This is a genomic window from Rhodococcus sp. NPDC058639, assembly GCF_042717545.1.
In the GTDB taxonomy this organism is placed as follows: domain Bacteria; phylum Actinomycetota; class Actinomycetes; order Mycobacteriales; family Mycobacteriaceae; genus Rhodococcus.
The window spans coordinates 433,666-447,636 of sequence record NZ_JBHXRF010000001.1; the positions used below are offsets into that span (position 1 = coordinate 433,666).

The following is a 13,971-nucleotide window of genomic DNA, read 5'->3' on the forward strand; positions in this document are numbered from 1 at the left end:
GCGTTCGTCCAGGTGGCCTCCGCCGTTCCGTCCTGTGGCTCGGGGGCGGCGTGGGGGGGGGGGGCCCCCCCCCCCCCCCCCCCGGGCCCCCGGGCGCCGCGCCCCCCCCCCCAACCCCCCCCCCCCCAAACCCCCCCCCCCCCCCACGACGTCATAGGGGAAACCTATGGAGAGCAGCTCGAGCGGGCGATGATCAACTTCCGCAGGCCGTCGACGCGCGATCAGGTTCTGATGGCTCCGAGTGCTGCCACCACCGTGCGCAGCAATTCCTCGTCCGTGGGGAGCGTGTCGGCTGCGAACCGCCAGTCGGTATTCGTCCACGGGTCGGCGAGGTGACCGTCCTCGGCAGCGGGCAGATGCTGCGACGCGTCCCGCAGCAGGGCGTACGCGGGATTGTCCACGACCTTGTCGTCCGAACCGGTGATCACAATCGAAATATCCTGCGACGAACCCATTCTTGCCAGGTGCACGACGTTCACCAGATCGATGCTGCCGAACCCGTGCGGCAGGCCCGCGAGCACGATGACGCGGGGTTCGGGCCGGAGCGTGTCGGCACCGGACGACAGCGCCAAGCCTGTGAGGTCGGCGGCTTCGGCGAGGCCCTTCAGCTTGGGCGCCACCCCGGCGACGTCGTGAATGGGAGGCCCGGCGAGCATGGGGCGTGCCAGTTCGCCCAACGCGAGCAACGATCCGGACGGATCGATGATGTCGAGGCGGGATCCGGGGCGCGCGGACAACAGGCGCAGCGCCAGCGACGACGCGACCGCGCCGGCAACTGCGGCCTCGCCGTCAATCCACAACGGCCTGCCCAGGGGAAGCGGTACGCACAGCGGTAGCCGAAGCGATCCGCGATCGGGTGCCGACAACTCGCCCACGCGCACACCGTCTCCCGGGACCAGCGTGCCGCGCCATGCGTCCGAGTCCCACGAGGCAAGGGACGCGGGCAGCACCGCATCGACCGTGTCGAGTTCGGCGGCGAGTGTCACGCTGTCGTCACGATGCCGGGACTCCGCTGCCGCAACGAGTTCTTCGCAGCGCCGGTGTGCTTGTGCGCGGGCGGTTTCTGCTGCCCGACCGGTACGGGAGGAGGGGTCCGCCACTGCCGCCGACAACTCGTCGTCGAGCCGATGCTGCGCGTATTCGTGCGCAGCGACGTAGGCGGCGGCCGATCGGGAGGCGTCTTCGAAGATCCGCCACACCAGTTCGTATGACGGAGGAAGCTCGGTCCCTGTCGTCGCCGGTGCCGCATCCGCCTGTGCGGGAGCAAGATCGGCGGGCTCGTCGACCACGACGCCGTGCGCGATGAACATCTCCGCGAGTCCACCGGCATAACCCGCACCGAGCGCGCGCATCTTCCAGTTTCCGTTGCGGCGGTAGATCTCCCAGCACAGAAGTGCGGATTCTGTGCCCGTCGCCGGCGTGATGTGGAAGGACGCGAAGGGTGTTCCGTCGGTGTGACACAGCGTGGTGGATACCGAGGTCGCCGATTCTGCTCCCACGGCGCACAGCACTCGCGCGCCCGGGCGCAGGACGTCCGGCTCGAGGACGATGGTGTCGCCCTCGACCCGGACGCCCGCTGTGGCCGGCTGGTTGTAGAAGACCACGTCGTCCGCAGTCGCGACCTGCAGGAGGTCGTCCACCACGAATGCGCACAGGTCGAGCGGAACCTGCGCGGACGCGGCGAAGCGCAGCGTGCGGACCGTCAGCGGGGCGTTTTGCCCCGCCGAGAATTCATGCGTCATCCGCTACGTAGCCAGGAACCGGCCCAGTTGGGGTGCGGCCTCACCGGGATGCTTGGCCTGGATGCCCTCGCCGATCGCTTGCAGCTTCCAGGAGTTGCCCTCGCGGTACACCTTCGCCATCACCATGCCCGTGAACGGCATACCGCCCTGCATGGTGTACCGGGCGAGTTCGCCGTTGGTGGTGCCGTCGACGAGACGGCAGAACGCATTCTGAACCTGCTCGAAGGAATGACCCTTGTACGACGTGACGACGAACATCACGGTCGTGATGTGCGCCGGGATACGCGTGAGGTCGACGAGCACGACCTCGTCGTCGCCCGCGCCCTCACCGGTCAGGTTGTCGCCCTGGTGCTGGACCGATCCGTCCTTCGACTGCAACTGGCCGTAGTAGGCCACGTCCACGATGTTGTGGTCGGCGAACAGGACGGCGGACGCATCGAGGTCGATGTCGGCGGAACGATTGCCGAACAGGCCGCGCTTCTCGATCGGATCCCAGCCGAGGCCCATGCGCAGGTACGTCAGTGCCACGCCGCCTTCTTTGCGGAGCGTGACCTTCTGGCCCTTGACGAGGCTCACGGGACGGTTCTTCGACAGGCTGACCTCGGCGGGCTGCGCGGGTGCGGCTGCCGGCGGCGGAGCCTGGTCGTACTGCTGCTGCGGCGCGGGCGGCGGGGTGTACGCGGGCGGCGGGGCGTACTGCTGCTGCGGCGGCGGAGGCGGCGTCTGGGCAACGCTCGGTGCCGGCGCCGATGCCGGTGCGTCGTCGACGGACACCCCGTGATCGGTGACGAGCGCTGCGAATCCTCCCGCGTAGCCCTGGCCGACCGCGCGTACCTTCCACGAGCCCTGTCGCCGGTACAGCTCGAGAGCGATCACGATGGACTCGCTGGACAACCCCTCGATCCGGTATTCGAACAGCACGTTGCCCGCTGCGTCGGAGACACGGGCGGTGGGCGGCGCGAACCGGCCGAAACTGCTCGACGCGTCGTCGAGTGTGATCACCGCGCGCACCTGGTCGATATCGGCGGGCACCTGCGGCAACGACACCGCCAGCGACGAGTTCTGTCCCGCCTGCCCGGGCACGAGACGCACACCCGGCCCGACCGGCTGATTGAAGAACACGAAGTCGGCGTCGGACCGCACCTTTCCGTCGGCCTTGACGAGCAGCGCCGACAGATCGGCGGGCGTCGTGAGTTCGAGCGAAACGACGACGTCGGAGACGGTGAGCGGTCCGTTCTGACCCTTGGAGAGCGAAGTCGGCAAGAGATGTGTCCTCACTGTGTCGGCAACCGTGTTGGCGGTCGCGTGCAAGTCCTACTCTACGAACCGCCCTCGACGCGGGCAGACCGGGCGAACCAGGAGAGGATTTCTTCGCCGGCTGCGATGCCCGAGTGTTCGGTCACCGAGAGGTTCGCATGCTGCCATTCGAGCAGTTCGAGTTCGCCGTGACGTGGGCGGATCGCAGCGTCCGCAGCTCTCAGCATCTCGGCATCGAGCGCTCCGTCGCCGGCTGCGAACACGGGGGCGTCGGCGTCGATCACTCCCTCTTCGGCGAGCCGGCGGTGCACCTCGGCCACCGCGTGGGACTTACAGACGCTGTCGGGCATCGTGTAGATCTTGCGGCCCTGCTGCGAGACGTTCCAGCCGCGGATACCGCACCATTCCTGCCAGTCCTCGACGAAGCCGGCCGGCTGGGCGGCGACGTCGACGACGAGATAGCAGAACAACCCGTCGGCGATCCGGAACTTGGAGACCCAGCTCTCGGAGATGCGCCGCCGCAACTCGGCGGTGACCTCGTCGAGGGAGGCGCCTCCTTCGCGTACGGCGGTCTCCACGTGCCGGCGCCATTGTTCGTCCGGTTCCCCGTCTGCCAGCAACGCTCCGCCGTTGCTGGTGATGGCATATCGCCACGGGCCGCCGGGCAGATCGATGCGGCGGAACTGTTCCGGTGTCCGGGTGGTGGTGGGAACCACGGTATGCGCGGACGTGAGGTCTTCGAGTTGTCGTGCGGCGGTCTCGGTGACGTACGACAGCGGTGCGCCCTCGTAGTACTCGATGCACCGCAGATTCCCCGCCGAATACTGCGTTCCTGTCATCGCCGCACGCGAATAGATGAGGGTGCGGTCGAGGTCGGTGGCGATCAATGCTGCTGTCACGGTAGACCCTTGATGAGTCCCATGCACGAATACGCGAGGTCGGGAATCTCTTCGACGGGAACGTCGCGGGCAGCGGCGAGCATCCGGATGTGTGCGTGCTCGTCGGCGGTCATGTCGCGTACGAGGATCTTCCACGGCACCCGGCGCAGCAGTACCCGGGTCGTCTCTCCGACACCGGGTTTGACGAAATTGATGCTGGAGATGCCGTACCGCACGCGGATGCGTTCCACCGACTCCCACCCTGCCCAGGTCGGTTCGCGGTCGGACCCGAGCAGTTCGCGTGCGCTCGCCAGTGCCGATGTGCGATCGCCGAATTCGGCCGACACCGTATCGAGCAGGAGCGTCGAGACATCGTCGCCGGCGAGTTCGGCGTAGTACTTCGCACCGTGGAATTCGCCGGGGCCTATCCACGTGTCGTTCAGTACCGTGCGCGACACCAGACCCGACACCGTCGAGTTCAGGCACGCCGACGCGATGAGGAAGTCGTCTCGGGTGCCGTAGGTCCGCACGCAATGGCCGGGATCGGCGAGCACGGCGAGGTCGTCCGACAGGGCCGGGCCACCGGCGGCGGAGTACTCCGCCAGCGCAGCCGCCAGTTCTCGCGCGATCGCGCCCTTGCCGGTCCAGCCGTCGACGAACACGACCGAGGCGGGGTCGTGATGTTCGGTGATGTAATCGAGTGCCGCGGAGTCGATTCCGCGTCCACGCACGATCGAGACCGCGTAGTGCGGCAGAGACAGACCGTGATGCCGCTGCGCCCAGCGGCGGATCAGGATTCCCACCGGCGTTCCCGCGCGCGCCAACGACACGAGGGTGAGGTCCGTCCCGCGTTCGGCGATCAGGAGTTCGGTCAGGGTTCCCACCGCGTGGGCGAGTCGTCCCGCGGTGGACGCGAGTGCCTTGTCGAACAACTCGCGGTACGGGGCGTCGGGCTGGTACTCGACCGGCAAGGACTCTGCGTAGTGCGCGAGTCCCGCCTGGATGCGGGCCTCACGCTCGGCGATGTCGCCTTCGAGGTCGACGTGCGAGAGATCCTTGAGCAGCCAGGTCACCTCGTCGGGGGCGTACGAACCGAAATCGGGTCCGGTCAACGGCGTGGTCATCGTGTCTCCCTCGAGGCAGCCAGTGCTGCCGGATCTGTGGCCGGCACCATCACCACCAGTACGTCCTCGCCGGCCGCGCTCAGAACGTCGAGCACACCCCCGTCCGCGCGCAGGCGGTCGGTATCGCCCGGCGAGTCGACCACGAGGATCAACTCCGGGCGTACCTCGGTGGGTTCTGTCCACCGGGCGTTGTACAGGTACCGGGCCGCCTCGGTTTCGTGTTCGGACGGTATGTGTTCCGGTGCGACGAAAGAGAATCCGCGCCGCAGCGGGTAACCCGGGACATCCCGGACGTACGCGGGCGACCGTGTCGTGGTCTGGAATCTGGTCGCGGTGCCACGATCGGAGAGCGCCTGTGCCAGTCGCAGCGGCAGGTACATGAGCTCTTCGTGGCCGATGACGATCGCCGGACGATCGCTCTCCCGGACGGACTCGACCGTCGCTGCCGCCGTGGCGACTGCGGAGTCGTAGGCCGCGAAGTCGCTGCCCAGCACGCCGTGCCGTCCTCCGTCGGGGACGTCCGACGGCCAGGGCACAGAGACGAATCGCACGGCACCGCGGTGAGCAGCGACAGGATTGAGGTCGGGAGCCGGCAGCGCGGTGACCCGGTCGGTGAGATCGGCGGGCAGCACGGTGTGGCCGTGCGCGAGACTCACGTGCTCGATCGTCGCGCTGAGGTCGAGTTCCGCCGCGGCGGTCTGGCGACGGTGCTCGTCGCCGCGCATGTCCACGAGCGACGCCACGATGTAACGGTCGCGGGGATGAATCCGGTGCAGCGCGCGGATGGCGTCGACAGCCGTTGCTCCGGTAGAGATTTCGTCGTCGACCAGAACGAGCGGTGCGGTGTTGGCGAAGAGATCCGGCGAGGTGGGCTGCAGCAGGTGCGAAGTCGCGTGGGAGTGTCCCTCCTCGAAACCTGCGAACACCACCGCGCCGGGAACGCGGCGACGTGTCGAATGCAGGTAACACCCCGCCCCAACCGCTTCTGCGACGCAGTGGCCCAAACCGGTTGCGGTTTCCGCGAATCCCAGAACGAGCGCATTCGAGGCGTCGTCACCGAGCAGGTCGGCGACGAGTTTCCCGAGATCGCGGCCCGCCGCCAGTACCGAGGCGGGGTCGGTGGGAATGTGCTTGCCGAGCACGGTCGACACCAGCAGATGCGCCCGGCGCGGGTTCCGGCGCAGGCCGGGCTGGACGAGTTCCGGGACGGTGTATCCGCTCGAGGTGCCTCGATGCTCGAGTGCGAGCCCGAACTCCTCGGTAGCCCAATACTTCTGGAGGATGTCGGTCATCGGTCCACCAGCGCCGTCAACAGGTCGACGAACGTAACGCCCTTGTTGGTGACTCCGAATACGGACGCGCGGACCAGCGTCTGCTCCGCCCAGGTGCGGTGGGGACGGCGTTCGTTCATCTTGTTGCCGTACCCGGACGCGCTGACCCCACCGGTGTCGCGATCGAGAATGTCGGTCGCGTCGTGATACTCCTCGTGCGTGACCGCCGACAACGCGTGCACCGCCGCGACGTGCGACGGGTGGATGACCGTCTTGCCCTGGATGCCGTTCGCGCGGTCCAGCGCGATCTCCCGCAGGAGACCGTCGAGATCCCGGCTGACGAGTTGCTGCCGGAACACCACGGCGTCCTGCTCCTCGAACGGGGTAGCGCGCAGCATAGGCCGGAACATGCGTTCGTGGTCGGCGAAGTATTCCCACACCGGGCCGGTGATGACGAACCCGGTGCCGTCGGTGCGGCCGAGGTGATTGACGATGTCGGCGATCACGTCGACGACGACCCGCACGTCGTAGATCGTCAGGTCGCGGTCGCGCCGGATGCCGAAGGTCGCACACATATCGGTTGCGCCGATCCGGACGGCGAGGATCCGGTCGCGATGTTCGGCAAGCAGCCGGGCGATCGCGCGCAGTTCGTCGTCGCGGGTTTCGCGATGCACCACGGCGGCCGACTCGATGACGGGCATCGCGTAGAGGTTCCGCCCGACCCGCTCGGAGGCGGCCGCGACGGCGTCGAGGAAGTCGCTTCCGGTGGCGGCACCGAACTTGGGAAGCACGAATCCGGTGAGCACGCTGCTCCCGGAACCCAGCATCTCGGTGAGCCGGTCGATTCCGTCGGGGGTGCGGACGCGAACGAACAACATCATCGGCGCTTCGCTGCGAAGAGCGAGTTCGTCGAGGGTTGCGACGGCGTTGCGGAGCCCGTCTTCGACTTCGTCGTCGGCGACGGCATCCTCGAGATCGAGCACCATCGAGGTCACGCCTTCGGCGGAGCGCCGGACGATGGTGGCCGTGAGGTCGTGCCGGGTGGCGGGGACGTACAACGTGGCACCGAGCGCCATCGCGAGCCGCTGACGGGCGTCGGCGTGACCGAACGGCTGGGGATGGTGCAGGAACAGGCGGTCCAAGGTGGGCCGATCCAGATGTCGGAAGTGCCGCATCGCCCGCACCTCGGTATGAGTAGCCCCGGTCATCGGTCCGTGTTCCGTCCTCTCATGCGATTCACCACTCCGGTGATGAACGTCGATACCGCGTCCAGGTCTTTGACGTACGCCCAGTAGTCGGGATGTACACCGGTCAGCGCATCGACTGCCCGGTCGATTCGATTCAGCTGGGCGTCGAGGACGGATCCCCATTCTGCGGTGAGTCCACGCTGTACCGCGAGGTGTTGTGCATCACGCAGCCGAAACCGTACGTCACGGACTTTCGACTCGGGGTTTTCCTTGACGGCCCGTAGCGTCGCGAGCCGGCTGGTCACGGCATCGACCAGATCTTCGGCCCGCGCAAGCTCCGCGCGCACCACACCGGCCTGGGCGAGCGCTTCTTCGGGACGTCCTGCTGCGAGGGACGCCCGGGCGACGTCGAGTTCCTCGGCGGCGCGCTCGAGCAGAAGGAGGGCTTGTTGTTCGTTGCCGGACAGATCCGCCGAACTGGCGGCATTGAACTCGCGCAGCAACGCCGAGTAGGCCGGTGCGAGACCTTCCGACCGGGTGCGCACGGCGCCGAGCCGGGTGGTGACGGAGGCGAGGGTGTTGCGTGCCTCGGCCTGCCGTCCCGGTGCCTCCGCGAGCGCTTCACGAAACGCTGTGGTTGCTTCCTTCACCTGGTGGGCGGCGGTACGCACCGCACCCGCACCGGTCGCGGCACCGAGGGTGCTGAGTGCGCGTTGCACCGCGTCGGCGGTCGCGCGGACGGACGGGTACTCGGCGAACGCACTGTTTTCGGGCGCGTCCAGGGCACCGAGGGCGTCGCGGGCATCGGCACTCACCCGGGCGGCCAGCTGGGGCGCGGTCTGCGCGACCGTGACCGCGTGTTCGAGATGACCCCGGTGGCGCTCGTAGAACTCGTCCAGACTTCTTGCGGCGTCCGCAATCTGGTGGATGACCTGCTCGTAGGCTGCGGCAGGGGCCAGTTCTTCCTCGGGTTCGGTGCGAGCGAGTTGCAGATACGCCTCGGCTGCCTGGTAGCACTTCTGCCGGATCGGTTCCCACCTGCGGAGGAGGTCCCGTTCCGGCGCGACCTCGTGGGAGGCGATGACGCCGGCCTCCGCGATGGACTGGCGCTTGTCCATGTCGAGGAACGCGGCCACCATCGCGTCATGGGCGCGGAGGGCCGCGGGATCATCGGTGCGCCCGCCGCCGAAGAGGCGGCGCGTCCATCGGCTCGCCACAAGACCGAATGGTACTGCTCGCCCGGCCCGTGCCTGTCGACTCGACGTCCCGGGACCCTGTACGGGGGCCTCGGCCGGGTATTCGCGGCGTGACCCGGCACGGAGTCGGCATAGTGGGTAGGGGCGCACCTCACAGAGACCTATTACTGTGGGGGCATACGCGCACACTGGGCGTGCCCTTCCGGTACGTCGACCGTAGGAACGATCGAAAGGACCCCGCATGGGCGTCAGCTTGACCAAGGGTGGCAACGTTTCGCTCACCAAGGAAGCGCCGAACCTCACGGCTGTGGCCGTCGGCCTCGGCTGGGACGTGCGTACCACCACCGGTACCGACTTCGACCTCGACGCCAGTGCGATCGCTACGGGTGCCGACAAGAAGGTCGTCTCCGACCAGCACTTCGTGTTCTTCAACAACATGAAGTCGCCCGACGGCTCGATCGAGCACGCCGGCGACAACCGCACCGGTGAGGGCGAGGGCGACGACGAGGTCATCAACGTCGATCTGTCCGCCGTTCCGGCGAACATCGAGTCCATCTTCTTCCCCGTCTCGATCTACGACGGTGAGACCCGCAGCCAGTCGTTCGGCCAGGTTCGCAACGCGTACATCCGCGTCGTCGACCGCGCCAACGGCTCCGAGCTGGCCCGTTACGACCTCTCCGAGGATGCGTCCACCGAGACCGCCATGGTCTTCGGTGAGCTGTACCGCAACGGTGCCGAGTGGAAGTTCCGGGCCATCGGCCAGGGCTACGCCTCGGGCCTGTCGGGCATTGCGCGTGATTACGGTGTCAACGTCTAGTTCGATCAGTCGTGATCCGGTCCCGGCCGTGCCGGGGCCGGATCGACGCTCTCCGGAGCCTGCAGTAACCACCCTGCACCGCCCCTGACTTCTACTCAGAAAGGCCACGCTTCGTGGTTCTGCGAATATTCGGCCCGTCGCTGGCCGTCACCGTCATCTCTCTCGTGGTGGCGTTTCTCTACGGCGGTCCCCAGGCTCTGTTCCTCTGTGTGATCCTCGGCATCCTCGAAGTCTCGCTCTCGTTCGACAACGCGGTCATCAACGCGACCGTGCTGCGCCGGATGAGCGAGTTCTGGCAGAAGATCTTCCTCACCGTCGGCATCCTCATCGCCGTCTTCGGCATGCGTCTGGTGTTCCCGCTGCTCATCGTGTGGGTGGCATCCGGACTCGGTCCGATCGCGGCACTCGATCTTGCGCTCAATCCGCCGGCGGACGGGGCCGCATACTTCCCCGACGGCAGCGCGAGCTACGAGACGCTGATCACCGACGCGCACCCCCAGATCGCTGCGTTCGGCGGCATGTTCCTGCTCATGCTGTTCCTGCACTTCATGCTCGAAGAGCGTGAGATCAAGTGGCTGCGATGGCTCGAAGTGCCCCTCGCGAAGGCCGGCAAGCTCGACCAGCTCGAGGTTGTTGTCGCCACGGCACTGCTGCTGATCACCGCCACCGTCATCGCACCCGACGACAAGGTGTCGACGGTGATGATCGCCGGCGCGCTCGGCATGATCACCTACATCGCGGTCAACGGTCTCGGCGAGATGTTCCACGTCCCCGAAGAAGACGAAGTACCCAGCGGTGGGCCGAGCGGACTGGCCAAGGCCACCGGTAAGGCCGGGTTCTTCCTGTTCCTCTACCTCGAGGTACTCGACGCTTCGTTCTCGTTCGACGGCGTCATCGGGGCGTTCGCGATCACGTCCGACCCGATCATCATCGCTCTGGGTCTGGGCTTCATCGGCGCGATGTTCGTCCGATCCATCACCATCTACCTCGTCCGCAAGGGCACGCTGAACGATTACGTGTATCTCGAGCACGGTGCCCACTGGGCGATCGGCGCGCTCGCGTTGATCCTGCTGTACTCGATCGGCACGCACGTTCCCGAGGTGATCACCGGCTTGGTCGGTATCGCCCTGATCGGCGCAGCCTTCGCTTCGAGCGTCTACCGCAATCGCAACAACGGGAAGAAGACGGACGCGGACGAAGTAGTGTCCGCCTGAGCAGTCCGACAGTGAGTTCGACAGCGAAGGGAGCCTCCGACCCGGATCTCGGGAAGAAGGCTCCCTTCGCTGTTTCGTATCCCCAGTGCAGTCCGCACACCGCAGTTCCGACGAAAGGCAATCGTGGCCATCGACTACAGCAAGAAACCTGAACAGAATTCGGGCGTCAACCTCAGCAAGATCAACCTCACGAAGGAGTCCCCGACGGTCAGCCTGTCCAAGGGCGGGTCTGCTCGGGGAGTCACACGCGTCAACCTCGACTGGTCGCGCGGGGAGCAGAAGAAGGGCTTCCTCGCGAAGCTGACCGGAGCGAGTAACGGTGTCGACCTCGACCTCGGGTGCCTCTTCGAGCTTGCCGATGGTTCCAAGGGTGTCATCCAGGCCCTCGGCAACAGCTTCGGATCGCTGAACACCCCGCCGTACATCCACCTCGACGGTGACGACCGCACCGGGTCGGTGGCGGGTGGCGAGAACATGCACATCAACCTCGAGCGACCCGAACTGTTCAAGCGCGTGCTGATCTTCGCGATGATCTACCAGGGCGCGCCCAACTGGGCCGCGGTCGACGGTGTGGTCACGCTGTCCCCGCCGTCCGGACCGCAGATCGAGGTCCGCCTCGATTCCCCCAACAACGGGGCACGCATCTGCGCCATCGCGATGATCGAGAACACCGGTCAGGGAGTCACCGTGAACCGCCTGGTGGAGTACATCGACGGCAGCCAGTCCGATCTCGACCGCAAGTACGGGTGGGGCATGAAGTGGCAGGCCGGCCGCAAGTAGCGGACGGACGGGGCAGGGGTGCGGCCACGGTCGCGTGGCCGCACCCCGCGGCTCTTCGACCTCCGGGTTCTATGGGGTCTGTCACACTGGACGGAGCACAAAACGCTGCGCTGTGAGGAGTGATCCGATGCGGGACGATGAACGACGCGAGTACGACGAGCAGGACCTGCGCGTCGGAGACCACAAGAACAGTGCGGCCGGTGTCACCGGCGTTGCGGTCGCGTTGAAGCGCTCGTTGCGCGAGATGGGCATAGTGCGCTCGGCCGAGACTCTTCTCCAGCTCAATCAGGAGGAGGGGTTCGACTGTATGAGCTGCGCGTGGCCCGATCCGGAGCCGGGGCACCGGAAGATCGCGGAGTTCTGTGAGAACGGCGCCAAGGCGGTTGCCGAGGAAGCCTCCCGCGACCGTGTCACTCCCGATTTCTTCGCGCGGCACAGCATCGCGGACCTCGACCAGCACAGTGAACTGTGGCTCGGTAAGCAGGGGCGCATCACGCACCCGATGGTCAAACGGCCGGGCGCCACCCACTACACACCGATCGAGTGGGAGGACGCCTTCGCACTGATCGGTGAGCAACTGCGCTCGCTGGACAGCCCCGACGAAGCCCTGTTCTATACCTCCGGCCGGGCGTCGAACGAGGCGGCGTTCGTGTACCAGTTGTTCGCCCGTGCCTTCGGCACCAACAACCTGCCCGACTGCTCCAACATGTGCCACGAATCCACCAGCATCGCGTTGCAGGAGTCGATCGGTATCGGCAAGGCCAGCGTCACGCTCGACGACGTCTACAACGCCGAGCTGATCATTCTCCAGGGCCAGAACCCCGGTACGAACCACCCGCGCATGCTCACCGCGCTCGAAGAGGCCAAGCGCAACGGAGCCAAGATCCTCGCGATCAATCCGCTCCGGGAGGCGGGCCTGGTCAACTTCCGTAATCCGCAGACCCCGCGCGGCGTGGTCGGGCACGGCACAGACCTCGCCGACCTGCACCTGCCCATCGCGGTGAACGGCGACCTCGCGCTGATGCAGGGGATCGCGTCGTTGCTCGTCGAATGGGATGCGATCGACCACGATTTCGTGCGGGAGTACACCGACGGTTTCGACGACTGGAAGCGGCATGTCCAGAACGTCGACTGGGACGAGGTGATCTCGGCGACCGGGCTGTCGCGGCAACTGATCACCGAGGCGGCCCAGATGCTGCGTCGGTCGAAGGCGACGGTGTTCTGCTGGGCAATGGGTGTGACGCAGCATCGCAACGCCGTCGCGACCATCAAGGAAATCTGCAATGTCGCGTTCGCGCAGGGGAACATCGGGCGACGCGGTGCCGGATTGATGCCCGTGCGCGGCCATTCCAACGTGCAGGGCGACCGCACCATGGGCATCTGGGAGCGCCCGCCGCAACACTTCCTCGACGCGCTCGAGAAGGAGTTCGGATTCGACCCGCCCCGCGAATACGGTTTCGACACCGTCGATTCCATCCGCGCGATGCGGGACGGCAAGGCGAAGTTCTTCCTCGGCCTGGGAGGAAACTTCGTGCAATCCGCCCCCGACACCGTGGCCACATCCGAAGCGATGTCCGGAATCGACATGACCGTCCACATCTCCACCAAGCTCAATCGGTCACATCTGGTGTGCGGGGATACCGCGCTCATCCTGCCGACGCTGGGACGCACCGAGAAGGACGTGCAGGCGTCGGGTCACCAGTTCGTCTCCGTCGAAGACACGGAATGCTCGGTGCACGCCTCCCGTGGTCCGCTCGAGCCTGCCAGTGAGCATCTCCGGTCGGAGGTTTCGATCATCACGGGCATCGCCGAGGCGACGATCGGAGACCGCTACGGGCTCGACTGGAAGGCGATGCGCGACGACTACGTGAACATCCGTTCGCACATCGCGAGAGTGGTTCCCGGTTGTGAGGGTTACGAAGTCAACGTCCGGCGACCCGGAGGATTCATCCTTCCGCATCCGCCGCGCGACACCCGGACCTTCCAAACCGAATCCGGCAAAGCAGAATTCGCGGTGTCACCGATCGAGGTTGTCCAGGTTCCTCCCGGGCATCTCCTGTTGCAGACCCTGCGCAGTCACGACCAGTTCAACACCACGATCTACGGGCTGAGCGACCGGTATCGTGGCATCGAGGGTGGTCGTCGCGTGGTGTTCATGCATCGCGAGGACATCGCTGCCGCCGGACTCGATCCCGGCGACATCGTCGACCTGTTCACGCGGTGGGACGGTGACGAGCGGGTGAGGTGTGCCCACAGGTTCCGCGTCGTCGAATACGACGTGCCGAGGGGATCGGCAGCGGCTTACTACCCGGAGACGAACCCACTGGTTCCTCTCGATTCGACTGCGCTCGAAAGCAATTGCCCGACCTACAAGTCGGTTGTCATCTCGGTTGTGCCCGCGGGTACACGCAACAGCGAGTGCCCCGACGTCGGCGGCACGCAAGAGGTGGGGTCCGACTGGTCGCACAAGTCCCGTCCCCAGCCGGAGCATCTGTCGTAACGGCG

General features: G+C 66.6%; 11 protein-coding genes. 4 read left to right on the plus strand and 7 right to left on the minus strand.

Translation table 11 applies throughout. The features are described from left to right. Positions 1 to 221: 221 nt before the first annotated feature. The 7 genes from ACFWU2_RS02020 to ACFWU2_RS02050 are packed head-to-tail and all read right to left on the minus strand — an operon-like array spanning position 222 to position 8,598. Positions 222 to 1,742, minus strand: coding sequence for a TerD family protein (locus ACFWU2_RS02020; RefSeq protein WP_378599482.1), 1,521 nt, complete (start codon positions 1,740 to 1,742; stop codon positions 222 to 224). 3 nt (positions 1,743 to 1,745) lie between these two features. Then, positions 1,746 to 3,005, minus strand: coding sequence for a TerD family protein (locus tag ACFWU2_RS02025; protein WP_378599485.1), 1,260 nt, complete (start codon positions 3,003 to 3,005; stop codon positions 1,746 to 1,748). A gap of 56 nt (positions 3,006 to 3,061) precedes the next feature. Further along, positions 3,062 to 3,838, minus strand: coding sequence for an HAD family hydrolase (locus ACFWU2_RS02030; protein ID WP_378600231.1), 777 nt, complete (start codon positions 3,836 to 3,838; stop codon positions 3,062 to 3,064). Positions 3,839 to 3,894: 56 nt separating this feature from the next. Next, positions 3,895 to 5,001, minus strand: coding sequence for a cysteine protease StiP family protein (locus ACFWU2_RS02035; protein ID WP_378599488.1), 1,107 nt, complete (start codon positions 4,999 to 5,001; stop codon positions 3,895 to 3,897). Then, a complete protein-coding gene (locus ACFWU2_RS02040) occupies positions 4,998 to 6,293 on the minus strand; it encodes a phosphoribosyltransferase family protein (RefSeq protein ID WP_378599491.1) in 1,296 nt (431 codons plus the stop codon). The genes ACFWU2_RS02035 and ACFWU2_RS02040 overlap by 4 nt, the downstream gene beginning before the upstream one ends. Next, positions 6,290 to 7,447, minus strand: a complete 1,158-nt coding sequence (locus ACFWU2_RS02045; RefSeq protein ID WP_378599494.1) for an HpcH/HpaI aldolase/citrate lyase family protein — start codon at positions 7,445 to 7,447, stop codon at positions 6,290 to 6,292. The genes ACFWU2_RS02040 and ACFWU2_RS02045 overlap by 4 nt, the downstream gene beginning before the upstream one ends. Before the next feature lie 29 nt (positions 7,448 to 7,476). Next, positions 7,477 to 8,598 carry a hypothetical protein gene (locus tag ACFWU2_RS02050; RefSeq protein ID WP_378600235.1) on the minus strand — a complete coding sequence of 374 codons (1,122 nt, stop codon included), beginning with the start codon at positions 8,596 to 8,598 and terminating at the stop codon, positions 7,477 to 7,479. Between the two features lie 298 nt (positions 8,599 to 8,896). Here ACFWU2_RS02050 and ACFWU2_RS02055 point away from each other — a divergent pair, with 298 nt between their 5' ends. The 4 genes from ACFWU2_RS02055 (at position 8,897) to ACFWU2_RS02070 (ending at position 13,966) form a co-directional block, all read left to right on the plus strand. Next, positions 8,897 to 9,472 (plus strand): TerD family protein, encoded by a 576-nt coding sequence (locus ACFWU2_RS02055; protein WP_169623015.1) that lies wholly within the window; start codon positions 8,897 to 8,899, stop codon positions 9,470 to 9,472. A gap of 113 nt (positions 9,473 to 9,585) precedes the next feature. After that, entirely contained in the window at positions 9,586 to 10,686 is a 1,101-nt protein-coding gene (locus tag ACFWU2_RS02060) for a DUF475 domain-containing protein (protein WP_378599498.1), read from the plus strand. 123 nt (positions 10,687 to 10,809) lie between these two features. Then, positions 10,810 to 11,466, plus strand: a complete 657-nt coding sequence (locus tag ACFWU2_RS02065) for a tellurium resistance protein (protein ID WP_378599501.1) — start codon at positions 10,810 to 10,812, stop codon at positions 11,464 to 11,466. 127 nt (positions 11,467 to 11,593) lie between these two features. Beyond that, on the plus strand, positions 11,594 to 13,966 hold the full coding sequence (locus ACFWU2_RS02070; protein WP_378599504.1) for an FdhF/YdeP family oxidoreductase: 2,373 nt from the start codon (positions 11,594 to 11,596) through the stop codon (positions 13,964 to 13,966). Positions 13,967 to 13,971 lie beyond the last annotated feature (5 nt).

Bases quoted from the DNA above. Each gene is read 5' to 3' on its own strand.
- ACFWU2_RS02020 (WP_378599482.1), bottom strand. From the start codon at position 1,742: ATGACGCATGAATTCTCGGCGGGGCAAAACGCCCCGCTGACGGTCCGC.
- ACFWU2_RS02030 (WP_378600231.1), bottom strand. From the start codon at position 3,838: ATGACAGGAACGCAGTATTCGGCGGGGAATCTGCGGTGCATCGAGTAC.
- ACFWU2_RS02035 (WP_378599488.1), bottom strand. From the start codon at position 5,001: ATGACCACGCCGTTGACCGGACCCGATTTCGGTTCGTACGCCCCCGAC.
- ACFWU2_RS02040 (WP_378599491.1), bottom strand. From the start codon at position 6,293: ATGACCGACATCCTCCAGAAGTATTGGGCTACCGAGGAGTTCGGGCTC.
- ACFWU2_RS02045 (WP_378599494.1), bottom strand. From the start codon at position 7,447: ATGCGGCACTTCCGACATCTGGATCGGCCCACCTTGGACCGCCTGTTC.
- ACFWU2_RS02050 (WP_378600235.1), bottom strand. From the start codon at position 8,598: ATGGTGGCCGCGTTCCTCGACATGGACAAGCGCCAGTCCATCGCGGAG.
- ACFWU2_RS02055 (WP_169623015.1), top strand. From the start codon at position 8,897: ATGGGCGTCAGCTTGACCAAGGGTGGCAACGTTTCGCTCACCAAGGAA.
- ACFWU2_RS02070 (WP_378599504.1), top strand. From the start codon at position 11,594: ATGCGGGACGATGAACGACGCGAGTACGACGAGCAGGACCTGCGCGTC.